Genomic DNA, 15,597 nt, shown 5'->3' on the forward strand with positions numbered 1-15,597 from the left:
CGCACTGAGAGAGTGAGCCCATGCCGGTGAGCGACCAGTCGCATCAGTCCTCGTCCAGCGACCCCCGCGTCGCCGACGTCCGCGCCCGTCTCGAGGCGGCCCACGCCGCGTCGGCGTCGGCTCCCGACAAGGCCGCGGCCAAGCTTGCGGCGCAGGGCAAGCTCTATGTCCGCGACCGGATCGCGCTGCTCGTCGACGAGGGCAGCTTCGTCGAGGACGGCCGCTACGCCAACGCTCTCGCGACCGGTCTCCCGGCGGACGGCGTCGTCACCGGTCGCGGCACGGTCGACGGCCGGCCCGTGATCGTCATCGCCAACGACCCGACGGTCAAGGCCGGGTCCTGGGGCGCCCGCACGGTCGAGAAGATCGTGCGCGCCACCGAGATGGCGCTGCGCGAGGAGCTGCCGGTCTTCTGGTTCGTCGACTCCGCAGGCGCCCGCATCACCGACCAGGTCGAGATGTTCCCCGGGCGCCGCGGTGCCGGGCGGATCTTCCACAACCAGGTCGCCCTCTCGGGCAAGGTCCCACAGATCTGCTGCCTCTTCGGCCCGTCGGCCGCCGGCGGCGCCTACATCCCGAGCTTCACCGACCTGCTCATCATGGTCGAGGGCAACGCGTCGATGTACCTCGGCAGCCCGCGCATGGCCGAGATGGTCGTGGGCGAGAAGGTCTCGCTCGAGGAGATGGGCGGCGCGCGCATGCACTGCACTGTCTCGGGCGTCGGCGACATCCTCGCCTCCGACGACGCCGAGGCCATCGAGCTCGCCCGCCTCTACTTCTCCTACATGCCGCAGAACTGGCGCTCACCCCTGCCGTCGTATGCCGTGGAGCAGCCGAGCGCGCCCCTCACCCGGGCGTCGGTCCCGGAGCGCGAGAGCCAGCCCTTCGACGTCCATGAGGTCATCGACGGCCTCGTCGACGACGACAGCTTCTTCGAGATCAAGTCGCTCTTCGCCCCCGAGCTCGTCATCGGGCTCGGCCGAATGGACGGCGAGACCGTCGGCATCGTCGCCAACAACTCGATGGTCAAGGGCGGCGTGCTCTTCACCGACAGCGCCGACAAGGCTGCCCGGTTCATCTGGCTGTGCGACGCGTACTCGATCCCGCTCGTCTACCTCGCCGACGTCCCCGGCTTCATGATCGGCTCCGAGGTCGAGCGCGGCGGCATCATCCGGCACGGCGCCAAGATGGTGTCGGCCGTCTCCTCGGCAACCGTGCCGCAGCTCTGCGTCGTCGTCCGCAAGGCCTACGGCGCCGGGCTCTATGCCATGGGTGGGCCCGGTTTCGGCCCCGACGCGACGATCGCGCTGCCGACCGCGCGCATCGCCGTCATGGGGCCCGAGGCGGCCGTCAACGCGGTCTACGCCAACAAGATCGCCGAGGTCGAGGCGGCCGAGGGCGTCGAGGCACGGGACGCGTTCGTCGCCGCCCGGCGCGCCGAGTACGAGGAGGACGTCGACCTCGAACGCCTCGCCGCCGACCTCGTCATCGACCACGTCGTCGAGCCCGAGGACCTGCGTGACGAGCTCGTGCGAAGGCTGCGCTATGCCGCGCACCGGGACCGTGCGTTCGCGACCAAGCGACGCGGCATACCGCCGGTCTGAGGCCCATCGCGGGGCCTCGGTGAGGGGAGGTGTGGCGGTCGTCACTGTGACATTGCCCGCGTCCCCGAGCCCCCACCGCATTGGTTTCTCTGGGTAGCCTCGAAAGGTCCAGGCCTCACCGTCGAGGCCGAAACCAGCGAAAGGTTCCCTGATGCGCGCACTCCGCCGCACCACCGCCCTGGCGGGAGTCCTCGGACTCGCCGCATTCGTCGCCACCGCAGCCCCGGCCAGCGCAGCCACGAACGACCCGCTGCGAGGGAAGCAGTGGGGCCTCACCCAGGTCCGCGCCGAGCAGGCCTGGCCCACCACGCGTGGAGCCGGCGCCACCATCGCCGTCGTCGACACCGGTGTCGACCTGAACCACCCCGACCTCGCCGCCAAGCTCGTCCCCGGCGCGACCTTCGTCGGGTGCACCGGCGGCGCGACCGTCTGCAGCGATGGCAACTGGAAGGGCGTCGACGGCGTCGGCCAGGACGTCGACGCGCACGGCACCCACGTCTCCGGCATCGCCGCCGCCATCACGGACAACGGCACCGGCGTCGCCGGTGTGGCCCCCGACGCGAGCATCATGCCGATCAAGGTCCTCGAGGACGGCTCGGGCAACACGGCCGACATCGCGCGCGGCATCCGCTGGGCGGCCGACCACGGCGCCGACGTCGTCAACCTCTCGCTCGGCTCGCTGCCGGGCACCCAGGTCCTCTCGATCGTCGGTCTCGACAACGAGGTCGAGGACGCCATCGCCTACGCCCGCACCAAGGGCGCCGTCTCGGTGATCGCCGCCGGCAACACCTCGACCATCGCCTGCACGAGCCCCGGCTTCTCGAGCTCGGGCATCTGCGTCGGCTCCACCGACAAGAACGAGCTGCACTCGGCCTTCTCGGAGCTGCCGATCAAGCCCGACCTCAAGGTCGTGTCCGCCCCGGGTGGCTTCGCCTTCGGTGGCTGCGACGACGACGTGTGGTCGACCGTCCCGACCGAGGCGCCCAGTGGCTGCGGTGTCGCGGGCTACGACGCCTTCGCCGGCACCTCGATGGCGACGCCGCACGTCGCCGGCGTGGCCGCGCTGCTCCTCGCGCAGGGCCGCACGGTCGACCAGACCGAGAAGGCGATCCTCACGACCGCGCGCACGCCGGTCCTCGGCCTGCGCGGCCAGTTCAGCCCGCTCTACGGCTACGGCGTCGTCGACGCCCAGGCTGCCGTCGCCGCCGCGCGCTGAGGCACGCACGCAGGTATGCCGTGGCGCGAGGGGGCGTCACGGCATACCTCTGCGTCGTGCGAGGCGCGTCAGGGCCTGCGCAGCTGGTGCCACGCGACGCCGAGCTCCCCGAGGAGCTCGCGCAGCAGCGGGAGCGAGACCCCGACGACGTTGGACGGGTCACCCTCGATCGCCGTGACGTAGGCCGCGCCCAGCCCGTCGAGGGTGAACGCCCCGGCCACCCGAAGGGGTTCGCCGGTGGCGACGTAGGCAGCGATCTCGTCGTCGGTGAGGTCGGCGAAGTGCACCGTCGTCGAGGCGGTCGCGCCGAGGCTGCCCGACGTCCCACCCTCCTCGGGGTCCCGGTCGTCGATCACCCAGTGGCCGGTGTGCAGGACGCCGGAGCTGCCGCGCATGCGACGCCACCGGTCGGTCGCCTCCGTCTCGTCCGCCGGCTTGCCGTGGACCTCGCCGTCGAGCTCGAGCACCGAGTCGCAACCCAGGACGAGTGCCTCGACCTCATCAGCGTCGACCCGGGACCGGGCGACCGACTCGGCTTTGGCACGCGCAAGCAGCAGCGCGACGTCGGCGGGTTCGAGCCGGCCGTGCACGGCCTCTGCCGCGGCCACGGCGGCGTCCTCGTCGACCTCGCTGACCTGCACGAACGGCTCGACTCCAGCCGCGCGCAGCGTTGCGAGCCGCGCCGGCGAGGCCGAGGCGAGCACGAGGAGAGGCGTCGGTGAAATGGTCTCTGGCACGCAGACACCGTAAGGTGTCGGGCGTTTGTGAGGCTGACCGACAGGTCATGTCCGATCGACGACAAGGAAGTTCCCCCATGCGCCCGATGACACGACGGGACCGTTCTCACGGCCTCGCCACGACACGACGGCTCATCATCGCCGGCGCGGCGCTCGTGCTCGTCGGCTCCGCCGCCGAGCTCCAGCAGGCCATCGACGACGGGTCCACCCGGCCCTCTCAGGTCGAGGCCGCCGACGCGCCGCTCGGACCGACGAGCCCGGCCGGTCCGGCGAGTCCCACGGCCTCCGCTGGTGCCGCGAGCCCCGCACAGGGAGGCGCGTCGACCTCGGGCGGGTCGACGCCCGAGGCCACGGAACCCGGCACGACCGCTCCGTCCATGACCCCCGCGACCCCCGAGGCCGTCGAGAGCACGGCGAGCGAGCCGACGGCCTCGCGCACCGCGGCTGCCTCGAGGTCCGCGCGCCGGGCGTCGCCGTCCACCAGCGCACCGTCGACCACCAGCCCCACCGGGACGCCGGCTCCCTCGCCGACGACGCAGTCGCCGAGCCCGGCTCCGTCGAGCCCCTCGCCGACACCGTCTCCCTCCGACGACGAGGACGACTCGGTGCTCGGCAACCTCCTCGGCCTCTTCGGCAACAGCGGGCACCGCACCGGTTCCTGAGCCGGTGCGCTGACGCCTCAGCCCAGCGCGCCGTCCACGAAGCACCAGCGCCACGCCTCGCCCGGCTCCAGCGAGCGCATGACCGGGTGCTGCGTCGCGTCGAAGTGCTTGCTCGCGTGCTGACCCTGTGAGGAGTCGCAGCACCCGACGTTGCCGCAGCGGGTGCAGATCCGCAGGTGCACCCACGTCATGCCCTCGCGCAGGCAGTCGACGCACCCCTCAGAGCTGGTGGGGACGGCGCAGTCGGGCTCGGACTCCAGGTGCTCGCACGCCGTGGCCACCTGGTCGGGGGCGCGCAGGTCGGCCTCGCGCAGCCGCGCCGCCTTCGCCGTCGTCCAGGACAGGGCGGCCTCCTCGGCGTCGAGCTGGTTCATCACGCCGGAGAGGATCTCGTGGTCGACCTCGTCCTCGTCGCGGATGCGGAGCAGCTCGCCGCGCTCGGCCTCGAGCATGATCGTGCGCAAGCGCCGGCGGGCCTCGCTCGGGGTCTCGTCGTCCCGCGGCCCCAGGGTGCCGAGCCGCTCCCAGATGCGGTTGACACGCAGCTCGGCGTTGCCCCGCAGGTCCTCGGCGACGTCGGGGTCCACCCGCTCGGCCGCGTCGAGCGCCCGCAGCCCGGCGCCCGTCGTCGCCCGGAGCACGGTGGCCTCCTGCAGGGCGTCCTCGCGGGGGTCCGGTCCGCGCACGTCGAGCGCTCGCGCGAGTGCCGGGAGGGTCGAGGACTGCAGCGCCAGGGTGCCGACGGTGACGATGAGGGCGATGAGCACGAGCGTTGGCCGGGCGTCGGTCGTCTCGGGCAGGGTGAGCGCGGCCGCGAGCGTCACCACGCCGCGCATGCCCGCCCACGACGTGACCCCGGTGCTCGGCGCGTCGATGGGGGCGCGCTCGGCCGAGCCGAACCGTGCGGTGACCCACGTGAACGGGAAGATCCACAGTGGGCGCAGCAGGAGTACCGCCACCAGCACGACGAGCCCGACGAGTGCCGCGCGCCCGAGGGAGATCTCGCTCGCCCGCACGTCCGTGACGAGGCGCGACAGCTGGAGCCCGATGAGCAGGAAGACGGTGTTCTCGAGCAGGAAGGTGATGCTCGCCCAGTTGACCCGCTCGCTGAGCCGGGACGCGGCCGACTGCAGCACCGGTGCCTTGTGGGCCAGCATGAGGCCGGTCGTCACGACGGCGAGCACGCCGCTGGCTCCGAGGAGCTCGGCGGGAAGGTAGGACAGGAACGGCGCCGTGAACGACAGCGCGGTGTCGGAGGCAGCCTCGGTGAGGTGCTTGCGGATGACGCCGATGAGGACGAAGACGACCCAGCCGACACCGAAGCCCCCGACGACCGCGAGCCCGAAGTCGCGAGCCACCGAACCCACCGAGACGGCGCCGTGCGAGGCGAAGCCGTGGTGCGAGGTCGCCAGCCCGGCCGCGGCGATGGCGGTGCGGAGCGTGACCAGCGCCGTCGCATCGTTGAGCAGCGACTCGCCCTCGAGGATCGTCGTCACCCGCCGGGGCAGGCCGATGCCGCGGGCCACGGCGGTCGCGGCGACGGCGTCCGGGGGAGCGACGATCGCACCGAGGGCCACGGCGACGGCGAACGGGATCGGCAGCAGCCACCACGCGATGAGCGCGACACCGAACGTCGTGAAGAGGACGAGCCCCACCGACAGCCCGAGGATCGCTCCCCGGTTCGCGCGGATGTCGACGAGCGACGTCCCGCGGGCCGCGGCATACAGCAGGGGTGGGAGGAGCCCGAGGAGGACGACGTCGGGGTCGAGCGAGACGTCCGGCACGAACGGGAGCACCGACGCGACGAGCCCGACGAGCAGCAGGGCGATCGGTGAGGGGAGTCCGAACGGGGCGCACAGCCGCGCGACGACGATGACCGTCACGGCGATGGCGACGAGGGTGAGGGCGAGGGTCACCGCCACATTGTCCGTGCCGTCGGGCCCGAGAGCGAACGTCGTCCGGAAGCGCATCTGTTGCGACCCCGGTTACTCCTCGGTAGGTTCGGCTCACCGCGTCGTGCACCATCCCCATCGAACGCAAGGCTGACAATGACGTCACGCACCTTCCGCCGGCTCCTCGTCCCGCTCGCAGCGCTCGGCCTGGTGGCCGCCGTCGCGGCCCCCGCCTCCGCCGGCCCCGACTCGGTGCCCGGCACGGCCGGCGCCACCACGGTCACCGGAACGGCCGAGCCGGCGCGCCCGGCCTTCTACGAACCGCCGGCCCTCCTCCCGTCGACACCGGGCACGCTCATCCGCACCGAGCCGGCGACGTTCTTCCTCGACCCGCTCGGGCTAGGCGGTCTCGGGCTCACCGCGACCCGCGTCATGTACGCGTCGAAGGACCGTATGGGCCGCAGCATCGCCGTCACCGGCACCGTCTTCGAGCCCAAGGCGCCCTGGGTCGGGATCGGCTCGCGACCGCTCATCAGCTATGCCGTCGGCACGCAGGGGATGGGCGACCGGTGCGCCCCGTCGCGCCAGATGTCCGAGACGCTCACCGAGTACGAGCACTACCTGCTCAAGGGCTACCTCGTGCGCGGCTACGCCGTGGCGCTCACCGACTACCAGGGGCTCGGCACACCGGGCACGCACACCTACGTCAACCGGGTGGCCCAGGCGCGGGCCGTGCTCGACATCGCGCGGGCCGCGATCCGCCGCCCCGGCACGGCGCTCACCTCGACGACACCCATCGGGCTCTACGGCTACTCCCAGGGCGGCGGGGCGACCGCGGCCGCCGCCGAGCTGGCGCCGACCTACGCCCCCGAGCTCCGGGTCAAGGGTGCGCTCGCCGGTGCGCCACCGGCCGACCTCAAACCCGTCGCCGCGAACCTCGACGGCAGCCTCTACGCCGAGTTCCTCAACTTCGCGCTGCTCGGGCTCGCCGCCGGCTATGGCGTGGACCTCGACGACTACCTCAACGACCGGGGCCGCGCGGTCGCGGCGGCCACCGAGAACCACTGTGTCTTCGACCTCGCCTCGTCGGCGTTCCAGAGGTCGAGCACGCTGACCAAGGACGGCCGGCCGCTGACCGCCTACCTCGCCGAGGAGCCCTTCGCCTCGATCGTCGCCGACAACCGGATCGGCCGGGTCAAGCCGACGGTGCCGGTGCTCATCTCGCACTCGGGCCTCGACGACGTCATCCCGTATGCCGTCGGCCGCCAGCTCGCCAAGGACTGGTGCGCGAAGGGCGCCAACGTGCGGCTCTCGACCAACGTCGTCCCGCTCCACGTGGGTGGCGTGGCGCCGTCGTCGGCCGAGAGCTATGCGTTCTTCGAGGCCCGCTTCGCCGGCCTCCCGCAGGTCAGCGGGTGCTGGGCGATCTGGTGAGCTCGCTTGTGCGACACCGCACCTGACCCACGAAGGTCTGCCGTCCGCTCGAGGTGAGCGGACGGCATACCTTCGTGTTCTGCTGTGCGAGAACGGAGCTCAGCGGCGCATGGCCTCGACGAGCACGTCGAGGCCGACGGAGCCGACGTCGAGCGCGCGCCGGTGGAAGGCCTTGGGGTCGAACGAGTCGCCCTCTGCCGCAGCGGTCTCGTCGCGCAGCTGCATCCAGATGCGCTCGCCGATCTTGTAGCTGGGGGCCTGTCCCGGCCAGCCGAGGTAGCGGTCGAGCTCGAAGCGCAGCGACGCCTCGTCGTTGTTGGCGTGGGCGCTGAGGAACTCCCACGCCTTGTCGTAGGTCCACTCGCCGCCACCGACCTCGGCCGGCGCCTCGAAGCCGCAGTGGATGCCGATGTCGAGCACCACCCGGGCGGCGCGGAGTGACTGCGCGTCGAGGAAGCCGAGGTAGTTGCCCGGGTCCTCCATGAAGCCGAGCTCGACCATGAGCCGTTCGGCGTAGAGGGCCCAGCCCTCGCCGTGCCCGCTCACCCAGCAGAGCATCCGGCGCCACCGGTTGAGCAGCTCGGCACGGTAGGTCGTCTGAGCGACCTGGAGGTGGTGGCCGGGGACGCCCTCGTGGTAGACCGTGCTCAGCTCGGCCCACGTGCCGAACGTCTCGACGCCCTTGGGCACCGACCACCACATGCGGCCCGGGCGGGTGAAGTCCTCGCTGGGGCCGGTGTAGTAGATGCCGCCGGTGTGGGTCGGGGCGATCCGGCACTCGATGGTGCGGACCGGGCCCGGGATGTCGAAGTGGGTGCCGTCGAGGAGGTCCATGACCTCGTCGGCCTTGGTCTGCATCCACGCCTGGAGGGCGTCGGTGCCGACGAGGCGATAGGCCGGGTCCTCACCGAGGTGGGCCATCGCCTCCTTCACGCTCGACCCCGGCAGGATCCGCTCGGCGGTCCGGCGCATCTCGGCGTCGAGGCGCGCGGTCTCCTCCTGGCCCCACGCGTAGGTCTCCTCGAGGTCGACCGTCGCCCCGAGGAAGTGACGGCTCGCGAGCTGGTAGTGCTCGCGGCCGACGGCGTCCTCCTCGCGAGCCCGGGGCAGGAGCTCGTCGGCGAGGAAGGTCCTGACCGTGGCGTACGCGTCGGCGGCGCGGCGACCCGCGGCGTCGAGGTCGGCGGCGAGGGCTTCGGGCAGTGGCTGGCCGTCCGAGGTACGGGCCCCGCCGGTGAACGTCGCGAAGAAGCCCTCGTCGCCGACGAGGTCGCGGCACTGCGCCATGCACGACTCGACCTGGCGGCGGGCCGAGATGCGCGTCGGGTCGGCGTCGACCGACGCCAGCAGCGAACCCTGCCACTGCTCGAGGGCGCGGGGCAGCGCGCCGAGGCGGCGGGTCACCGTCGCCCACTGCTCCTGCGTGTCGGTCGGCATGAGGTCGAAGACGTCGCGCACCGACTGCATCGGCGAGGCGATGACGTTGAGGTCGCACTGGTCGAGCCCGGCCTCGTGGATGTCGACGTCGAGCTGGAGCCGCTCACGCATCGCGGCCACGGTCACCCGGTCGATGTCGTCCACGGGCTCGGCCGTCTCGAGCCGGGCGAGGGTCGCGCGGGCGAGGTCGGCCCGGGCGCGGTAGCCGGCGGGGGAGAAGTCGTCGAGCTCGTCCTGGCGCACGTCCACGCCGAGGTAGGTCGCCTCGATCGGGCTGCTCTCCATGACGGAGTCGAAGTGCTGCTCGGCGATCGCGTCGACGGCGGTCGGGGTCCGGTGGGTCGTGGAGGTGTCGGTCACCGGGCGAACGCTACCCATGCCCGCTCGCCCCTGTCCTCCGCCTTCTCGTGCGGCCCGTCCGGAGCCCTGCTCCGCATCGGGCGCGGGCTGTGAGGGAACGCACGCGGCAGACCCGCGCGGAGACCGGTGGTGGCAGGCGAGGATGGGCGCATGCAGTTCGGACGCAGCTACGAAGAGTTCGAGGTCGGAGCGACCTACAAGCACTGGCCCGGCAAGACGGTCACCGAGTTCGACGACCACATGTTCTGCCTGTTGACCATGAACCACCACCCGCTCCACCTCGACAGCCACTACGCCGAGGAGACGACGCAGTTCGGCAAGAACGTCGTCGTGGGCAACTACGTCTACTCGATCCTGCTCGGCATGAGCGTCCCCGACGTCTCGGGCAAGGCGATCGCCAACCTCGAGATCGAGAGCCTGCGCCACGTCGCGCCGACCTTCCACGGCGACACCCTCTATGGCGAGACGCGCGTGCTCGACAAGTGGGAGAGCAGCTCCAAGGACGACCGCGGCGTCGTGCACGTCGAGACCATCGGCTACAACCAGGACGGCAAGGTCGTCTGCATCTTCCGCCGCAAGGTCATGGTCCCCAAGGACAACTACCTGCAGGCGCGCGGCGGCGAGCAGCCCGGCCGCCCCACCCCGCAGCCCGACAAGAACTGGCCCGGCCCCGAGGCGACGCAGGGCTGAGTCTCCCTCTCGCGCAACGCAAGCGGACGGCATACCGAGAAATCCCGGTATGCCGTCCGCTTCCGTTCCCGGGTCGGGTCACCCCGCGCTGAGGGGTGCCAGGCTCGGGGTGACGATGCCGTCCGGCGTGCACACCTTCGCCCGCAGGTCCAGCGACCGGTTGGTGTCCGGCAGGGGCTGCAGCTGCAGGGTCCAGCCACTGCCGAGCGCGACGTCGGTCGCGTCAGCGAGGGTCGGGCGGCTCGTGAGCTCGGTACCGGAGAAGTCGATGTCGCAGACGTCGTGCCCGGTGGGGAGGAAGAACGCGGCCACGAGCCGGTCGCCCGCGTGGACGAAGTCCCAGAAGGCCGCGGTCGGGACCTCCGGCACGTCGACCTCGAGGAGGACACCGGCAGTGGGATCGGTCGAGCTCGCGGGACCCTCGGTCACGCCCTCGCCGGTGCACCCGGCGCCCGGGTGGGCCCGGACCTCGACGGAGACGTCGGTCGTGCCGAGGTAGTCGGGGACGGTGTGCCTGGCCCAGGTCCGGGCCGAGTCCTGCGCCGTGCCGAGCTCGTCGAGGTCGCACGTCTTCTGCACTCCGGGGCCGGCGGGTGTTGCCCCGAGGCTGTGGTCGGAGATCTGGGGCAGGTCGCGAGCGACGACCCGGTCGCCGTCGCAGATGTCGACGGTGCCGCTCGTGGCGGCCGCGTTGAGCATCGAGGGGTCGATGGGCTGGACCACGACGTCCCAGTCGCCGCGGCGGACGGTGACGCCGTCGGGGAGCGTGCTGGCGAAGGAGTACCCGCACGGGCGCTGGCCCTGGGGCAGGAGGAGCACGGCGGCGTTCGCGACGGTCCACGCGGCGCTCGTGGGGCGCTGGGTGAGCCCGAGGCTGAGCTCCGTCGTGTCGCCGTCCTCCGACTGGGCCAGGACGTTGCTGGTGCAGCCCCCCGAGAGGATCTCGGCCGTCACGTTCACGGCGCCCCCGCTCGGCAGCGTGCCGGGAGCAGAGGCCGTGAGCCACGGGGTCCGGGTCACCGAGGTGTCGTCGGGGAAGCACCGGCCGCTCGCGGCCGACGTCGCCGACGCTGCGGGGGTGACCGACGGGGACGTCGAGGGTGAGGCCGACAGGGACCCCGACAGCGGCGAACCGCCTGCGGGGGCCACGGACGCGTTCGGTGTGCCCGGCAGCGCCAGCGCGAGCGCGGTCGCGGCGGCGGCGAGCCCGACGACGCCACCCCCGGCGGCGGTGAGGCGCCGACGGAGCCGGATCCGACGACCGGTGCGGAAGGTCGCGTCGAGGTCGTAGCGGAGCTCGGGGCCGGGTGCGCGGACGAGCAGGTCGTGGACGTCGTGGACGTCGTGGACGTCGTGGACGTCGTGGGTGTCGTGGTGGCGGCCGGGGTCAGACATGGTGGCCCTCCTTGAGGTCCTGGGCGGCGAGCGACTCGCGGAGCCGGGCGAGGCCGCGGGAGGCGCTGCTCTTGACGGTGCCGACGCTGACGTCGAGGAGGTCGGCGACCTCGGCCTCGCTCAGCCCGGCGTAGTGGCGCATGACCACGACCTGGCGCTCCCGGGTGGGGAGGGTGGCGAGCAGCGCGACGATGGAGCCGGTGTCCTCGGGCTCGCGGTCGTGGTGCGTCTGCTCGGGCAGGTCGCCGACCGTGGTCTCGCGCCGGCGCCGTCGGTGCGTGTCGATGTGGTCGTTGAGGATGCACCGCCGTGCGTAGGCCATGGGCTGCCGTTCGCGCAGCCAGCCCCAGCGGACATAGAGCTTGACCATCGCCGACTGCACCAGGTCCTCGGCCTGCGTCGCGTCGCCGCAGATGAGCCATGCGGTCCGGAGTAACCGCGGGGTCGCCCCCGTCGCGAACTCCGCGAACTCGTCGTCGTGCCTGCCTGCCATCTCACCCCCGTTCTCTCGCGTCATCATTGCCCCCCTACGACGGAGCAGCCCGGCCAAAGGTTGAGTGTCGGGAATCCGGTGGCCGCGACCGGTCGCGCGGTGCGAGGGTGGCGGCCATGACCTCACGCATCTCGCACACGTCCGTCGACTCGCGCAACGCCCACGACCAGTCCCACTGGTGGAGCGAGGTGCTCGGCTGGTCGCAGGACCCGAAGGACCCGAACCTCCCCGGTCACGAGGAGTGCATGATCTTCAGCCCTGACGGCCGGCAGCGGGTGCTGTTCATCGAGGTCCCCGAGGGCAAGACCGTCAAGAACCGCCTCCACCTCGACCTCACCCCGACCGACCGCACCCGCGACGAGGAGGTCGAGCGACTGCTGGCCCACGGTGCGACCCTCCACCAGGACCTGCGTGACCTGCCGGGACGTCCGGCCGGCTCGGGCTGGGTGACGCTGCTCGACCCCGAGGGCAACGAGTTCTGCATCCTGCGCAGCGAGTCCGAGCGTCCGGACCCGTACGCGCACCTCGTCGTCTGAGGCCTACTTCACAGCGTCCGTATGCCGGGTGCCCGCCTTGTCGGTCCACGTCACGGACGTGACCCGCGGACCTTGGCTGGCCCCGGGCGCGGTGGCGTCCGCGAATGCGACAACCTCACCGGAGCCGGCGAGCAGCTCGGTGAAGACTGCGGAGTGGTAGTCCTCGTCCGCCCAGAGGAAGGTGACGTCGCGCGCTCCAGCAGGCAGGAGCGTCACCGAGCGCCAGGTCCACCCGCCGCCCTTCTCTGCCTTCTGTCCGTAGCCCATCGTGGTCGTCGCGTCGTCGCCCACCGGCTTGGTCGAGCCGCCATCGGGCGTGAAGACCCCCATGTGCCGGGCGTCTCGATCGACCCAGAACGTGTCCGTGCCTGCCAGCTTAGCGCTCTGGAGGCGTTGCCCCGTGGCCGACCGGACGACACCGTCGCCCTTGTCGTTCATCCACGTCACCCCGGCATACCTGTCGGTGTCCGTCGGCTCATCGAACCTCAACGCGATCGCCTGGTAGTCCGTGCCGGGGAGCAGCTGGTTGTCCTGCTCGATCCCGCCGAGGGCGTCGTTGGTGAGGACGAGGAACTTCGCCGCCGAGGCCGGGGCCGTACCGAGCATGACTCCCTCGGCGCCCGAGCCGGTCCCCATCGAGACGACGGTCGCGTCGGCGCTCGACCCCGCGAGCTGCTGCCGTGACGTGCCCGAGCCCTTGTAGAACATGACGTTCGGCTGGTCGGCCGGGGCGCCCGGACGCACCTCGACGGACCAGTCGCCGTCGAACAGGGCGGCGGACACGCGCCGGCCGGCGTCGACGGAGGTCGAAGGTCCGGCTGGCAGCGCCTCCCCGCCGAGGCCGGAGCCGAGGGTGGTGAAGGCGATCGCGGCGGCGGCAACCGCGGCACCGGCGCCGAGTCCGGCCCGGCGCAGGTTGCGGCGGCGCAGGCGACGACGGCCGCCGGTGTGCACGGCGTTCTCGTCGACGGAGAGGGCGGGCGACGGGGGAGCGGCGAGGAGCTCGAGGATCGGGTCAGACATGACGGTCTCCTTCGGGGACGAGCAGGGCACGCAGGCGGGCGAGGCCACGAGAGGTCGACGACTTGACCGTCCCGGTGCCGATGTGGAGGACGTCGGCGGTCTCGCGCTCGGAGAGGCCGACGTGATGGCGCAGCACGACGCACTGGCGCTCGCGGACGGGGAGCTCGCCGAGGGCCACTGTGAGGTGGTCGGCGAGGACGACCTGGTCCGAGCGGTCGGACTGTGCGGTCTCGGGGACCTCGTCGGTGAGGCGCTCGCGCCAGCCACGGCGGTGGCTGTCGGTGTGGAGGTTGACGAGGACCCGTCGGGCGTAGTTGTGGGTCCCACCCGCCTCGATGCGCGGCCACGCGACGTAGACGCGCTCGAGGGTCTCCTGCACGAGGTCCTCGGCGCTGCTCGCGCCGCCGGTGAGCAGCCACGCCAACCGCAGCAGCCGTGGGGAGCTCGACCGCATGAACTCGTCGAACGACCCGTCATCCCGCTTGCTCACGACACCACCTCTTCTCCATCACCATCGAACCGGACGCCCTAGGTACGGGCGTCCGGTCCGAAAGGTTGTCACGCGCAGCGAGGAATCGTGGTCGACGCGACGACAGCGACATCGCCGGTCAGGACGGACGCGCCGCCGTGTCTCCGTCGAGGGTGACCGTCGACCCGTCCTGCAGCCGGAGCTCCAACGACTCCGGGGCGAGCGGCGCAGCCATGGCGACAGCGCGCGGCATCGAGATGACGGAGAACCCCACCGACCAGTCCTCGCCGGGGACCGGCAGCTCGAACACGCCCATCGCCTCACCGGTCACGGGCTCGCCGCTCTCGGCGACGACGTCGGCGACCCGCCACGTCGTGACGAGCACGGTGTTGTCCTCGCTCACGATGAACAGCGACCGCGCGTCGGGCCGGCCGCTCTCGATCGCCATGTGGGCCACGATTCTGGGCCCGTCCGACTCGAGCATGCCGGCGAACGTCCGCTCGCCCGACGCGGAGGCCCCTCCCTGCTGGACCAGCTGCATCCTGAACGTGGTCTGGCCGATGCGCTGTGGCGCGGACCACTCGGAGGCCGTGGGGGTCGGCGTGCTCGTCGGGGAGACGGCGGGCGTCGGCTTCGACCCGGTGGACCTCGTGGGCGTGGGGGTGCTCGACGGCTCGGGCTCCCCGGTGCGGGTCGGTGTGGCGGTCGGGGTCGCGGTCGGGGTCACGACGGCGGTGGGTGTGGCCGTCGGGCCGGCGGTGACCGAGGCGGACGGAGTCACCGTCGGGGTGATCTCCGGTGTGGGTGTCGTCGTCGGCGTGGGCAGCGCGGGCAAGGCGTCGCCGTCGCCGGGGCGGGGCGCGAGGATCCCGATCGTGCCCGCGACGACGAGGGTGGCGGCGGCAGCACCGGCGGCGGTGAGGACGCGGCGGCGCACGACGACGCGGCGGCCACGGGCGACGACAGCGCCGCCGGGGACGCCCAGGTCGATCGGAGCGCCGGACGCGGCGCCACGCAGCCGGCTGCGGAGCTGGTCGTCGATGTCGGGGGTCATCGCTGGCTCCCTTCGGGAGAGGGGTGGGCTGTTCGGAGGGTGGCGAGGCCACGGGAGGCGCCGGACTTCACCGCGCCGACGGAGATGCCGAGCACGTCGGCGGTCTGGGCCTCGGAGAGGTCCTGGTAGTAGCGCAGGACGACGATCCGGCGCTGCTGCGCGGGGAGCAGGTCGAGCAGCCGCAGGATCTCGTCACGGTGCTCGACGGCGGAGTCGGGACGCAGCGCCAGCTCGGGCACGTCGCCGACGACCTCGCGCGAGGTCCTGCGCCAGGTGTCCGTCTTGTGGTTGACGAGGACCCGTCGGGCGAACGCGAGGGCGGAGTCGCGCCGCACCCTGGGCCACGCGGCATACGTCTTGACGAACGCCGCCTGGACGAGCTCCTGCGACCGCTCGGTCGAGCCGGTGAGCAGCCACGCCGTGCGCAGCAGCGACGGCGTCGCGTCGGTCATGAACGCCGTGAACGCGGCGTCGCGTTCGGCCTTGGACTCCCGTCCCATGTGTCCCCCTCGTCGTGGTCCCACCCAGCACTACGGGGGTGTGCCGCAGAAGGTTGCCTCGTCGTGCCAGCTGGCACGCGCTGCCACGTCGGCGC

Annotated in this window: 15 protein-coding genes; 6 read left to right on the top strand and 9 right to left on the bottom strand. The window is 72.3% G+C overall.

What is annotated here, in order from left to right; translation table 11 throughout:
- Positions 1-20: 20 nt before the first annotated feature.
- On the top strand, positions 21-1,604 hold the full coding sequence (locus tag ACSQ11_RS10380; RefSeq protein WP_436005061.1) for an acyl-CoA carboxylase subunit beta: 1,584 nt from the start codon (positions 21-23) through the stop codon (positions 1,602-1,604).
- A gap of 151 nt (positions 1,605-1,755) precedes the next feature.
- Entirely contained in the window at positions 1,756-2,820 is a 1,065-nt protein-coding gene (locus ACSQ11_RS10385) for a S8 family serine peptidase (protein WP_436005063.1), read from the top strand.
- Between the two features lie 68 nt (positions 2,821-2,888).
- Here ACSQ11_RS10385 and ACSQ11_RS10390 read toward each other — a convergent pair whose 3' ends face one another.
- The gene (locus tag ACSQ11_RS10390; protein ID WP_436005065.1) at positions 2,889-3,557 is read right to left on the bottom strand and encodes a Maf family protein; all 669 of its coding nucleotides are present in this window, start codon (positions 3,555-3,557) and stop codon (positions 2,889-2,891) included.
- A 77-nt stretch (positions 3,558-3,634) separates the two neighbouring features.
- Between ACSQ11_RS10390 and ACSQ11_RS10395 the strand changes: the two genes are divergently transcribed.
- The gene (locus ACSQ11_RS10395; protein ID WP_436005067.1) at positions 3,635-4,219 is read left to right on the top strand and encodes a hypothetical protein; all 585 of its coding nucleotides are present in this window, start codon (positions 3,635-3,637) and stop codon (positions 4,217-4,219) included.
- Between the two features lie 17 nt (positions 4,220-4,236).
- On the opposite strand, the gene ACSQ11_RS10400 is transcribed toward ACSQ11_RS10395, so the two are convergent.
- Positions 4,237-6,135, bottom strand: coding sequence for a Na+/H+ antiporter (locus tag ACSQ11_RS10400; RefSeq protein WP_436005069.1), 1,899 nt, complete (start codon positions 6,133-6,135; stop codon positions 4,237-4,239).
- A gap of 132 nt (positions 6,136-6,267) precedes the next feature.
- On the opposite strand from ACSQ11_RS10400, the gene ACSQ11_RS10405 reads away from it, so the two are divergent.
- Positions 6,268-7,545: a lipase family protein gene (locus ACSQ11_RS10405; RefSeq protein WP_436005071.1), complete on the top strand. Its 1,278-nt coding sequence runs from the start codon at positions 6,268-6,270 to the stop codon at positions 7,543-7,545.
- A gap of 99 nt (positions 7,546-7,644) precedes the next feature.
- On the opposite strand, the gene ACSQ11_RS10410 is transcribed toward ACSQ11_RS10405, so the two are convergent.
- Positions 7,645-9,360: a DUF885 domain-containing protein gene (locus ACSQ11_RS10410; RefSeq protein WP_436005073.1), complete on the bottom strand. Its 1,716-nt coding sequence runs from the start codon at positions 9,358-9,360 to the stop codon at positions 7,645-7,647.
- A gap of 132 nt (positions 9,361-9,492) precedes the next feature.
- On the opposite strand from ACSQ11_RS10410, the gene ACSQ11_RS10415 reads away from it, so the two are divergent.
- Positions 9,493-10,032 carry a MaoC family dehydratase gene (locus tag ACSQ11_RS10415; RefSeq protein ID WP_436005075.1) on the top strand — a complete coding sequence of 180 codons (540 nt, stop codon included), beginning with the start codon at positions 9,493-9,495 and terminating at the stop codon, positions 10,030-10,032.
- A gap of 78 nt (positions 10,033-10,110) precedes the next feature.
- Here ACSQ11_RS10415 and ACSQ11_RS10420 read toward each other — a convergent pair whose 3' ends face one another.
- Both ACSQ11_RS10420 and ACSQ11_RS10425 read right to left on the bottom strand, forming a co-directional pair.
- Positions 10,111-11,427 carry a hypothetical protein gene (locus ACSQ11_RS10420; RefSeq protein WP_436005077.1) on the bottom strand — a complete coding sequence of 439 codons (1,317 nt, stop codon included), beginning with the start codon at positions 11,425-11,427 and terminating at the stop codon, positions 10,111-10,113.
- A complete protein-coding gene (locus tag ACSQ11_RS10425; protein WP_436005079.1) occupies positions 11,420-11,920 on the bottom strand; it encodes a SigE family RNA polymerase sigma factor in 501 nt (166 codons plus the stop codon). Before ACSQ11_RS10425 ends, ACSQ11_RS10420 begins: the two co-directional genes overlap by 8 nt.
- Before the next feature lie 116 nt (positions 11,921-12,036).
- On the opposite strand from ACSQ11_RS10425, the gene ACSQ11_RS10430 reads away from it, so the two are divergent.
- A complete protein-coding gene (locus ACSQ11_RS10430; RefSeq protein ID WP_436005081.1) occupies positions 12,037-12,456 on the top strand; it encodes a VOC family protein in 420 nt (139 codons plus the stop codon).
- Between the two features lie 3 nt (positions 12,457-12,459).
- Here the strand turns inward: ACSQ11_RS10430 and ACSQ11_RS10435 are convergent, their stop codons facing one another.
- From ACSQ11_RS10435 to ACSQ11_RS10450, 4 genes are all read right to left on the bottom strand, one after another.
- Entirely contained in the window at positions 12,460-13,479 is a 1,020-nt protein-coding gene (locus tag ACSQ11_RS10435; RefSeq protein WP_436005083.1) for a hypothetical protein, read from the bottom strand.
- Positions 13,472-13,969: a SigE family RNA polymerase sigma factor gene (locus ACSQ11_RS10440; protein WP_436005085.1), complete on the bottom strand. Its 498-nt coding sequence runs from the start codon at positions 13,967-13,969 to the stop codon at positions 13,472-13,474. The genes ACSQ11_RS10435 and ACSQ11_RS10440 overlap by 8 nt, the downstream gene beginning before the upstream one ends.
- 118 nt (positions 13,970-14,087) lie before the next feature.
- Complete coding sequence (locus tag ACSQ11_RS10445; protein WP_436005087.1) at positions 14,088-15,002, bottom strand: hypothetical protein; 915 nt, start codon at positions 15,000-15,002, stop codon at positions 14,088-14,090.
- Positions 14,999-15,502: a SigE family RNA polymerase sigma factor gene (locus ACSQ11_RS10450; RefSeq protein WP_436005089.1), complete on the bottom strand. Its 504-nt coding sequence runs from the start codon at positions 15,500-15,502 to the stop codon at positions 14,999-15,001. The genes ACSQ11_RS10445 and ACSQ11_RS10450 overlap by 4 nt, the downstream gene beginning before the upstream one ends.
- Between the last annotated feature and the right edge of the window lie 95 nt (positions 15,503-15,597).

The organism is Knoellia sp. LjRoot47 (genome assembly GCF_964253435.1).
In the GTDB taxonomy this organism is placed as follows: Bacteria; Actinomycetota; Actinomycetes; order Actinomycetales; family Dermatophilaceae; genus Knoellia.

Excerpts from the sequence above, each read along its gene's own strand:
- ACSQ11_RS10415 (WP_436005075.1), top strand. The coding sequence starts at position 9,493 with ATGCAGTTCGGACGCAGCTACGAAGAGTTCGAGGTCGGAGCGACCTAC.
- ACSQ11_RS10395 (WP_436005067.1), top strand. The coding sequence starts at position 3,635 with ATGCGCCCGATGACACGACGGGACCGTTCTCACGGCCTCGCCACGACA.
- ACSQ11_RS10445 (WP_436005087.1), bottom strand. The coding sequence starts at position 15,002 with ATGACCCCCGACATCGACGACCAGCTCCGCAGCCGGCTGCGTGGCGCC.
- ACSQ11_RS10385 (WP_436005063.1), top strand. The coding sequence starts at position 1,756 with ATGCGCGCACTCCGCCGCACCACCGCCCTGGCGGGAGTCCTCGGACTC.
- ACSQ11_RS10405 (WP_436005071.1), top strand. The coding sequence starts at position 6,268 with ATGACGTCACGCACCTTCCGCCGGCTCCTCGTCCCGCTCGCAGCGCTC.
- ACSQ11_RS10430 (WP_436005081.1), top strand. The coding sequence starts at position 12,037 with ATGACCTCACGCATCTCGCACACGTCCGTCGACTCGCGCAACGCCCAC.
- ACSQ11_RS10410 (WP_436005073.1), bottom strand. The coding sequence starts at position 9,360 with ATGGGTAGCGTTCGCCCGGTGACCGACACCTCCACGACCCACCGGACC.
- ACSQ11_RS10420 (WP_436005077.1), bottom strand. The coding sequence starts at position 11,427 with ATGTCTGACCCCGGCCGCCACCACGACACCCACGACGTCCACGACGTC.
- ACSQ11_RS10425 (WP_436005079.1), bottom strand. The coding sequence starts at position 11,920 with ATGGCAGGCAGGCACGACGACGAGTTCGCGGAGTTCGCGACGGGGGCG.
- ACSQ11_RS10380 (WP_436005061.1), top strand. The coding sequence starts at position 21 with ATGCCGGTGAGCGACCAGTCGCATCAGTCCTCGTCCAGCGACCCCCGC.
- ACSQ11_RS10450 (WP_436005089.1), bottom strand. The coding sequence starts at position 15,502 with ATGGGACGGGAGTCCAAGGCCGAACGCGACGCCGCGTTCACGGCGTTC.
- ACSQ11_RS10435 (WP_436005083.1), bottom strand. The coding sequence starts at position 13,479 with ATGTCTGACCCGATCCTCGAGCTCCTCGCCGCTCCCCCGTCGCCCGCC.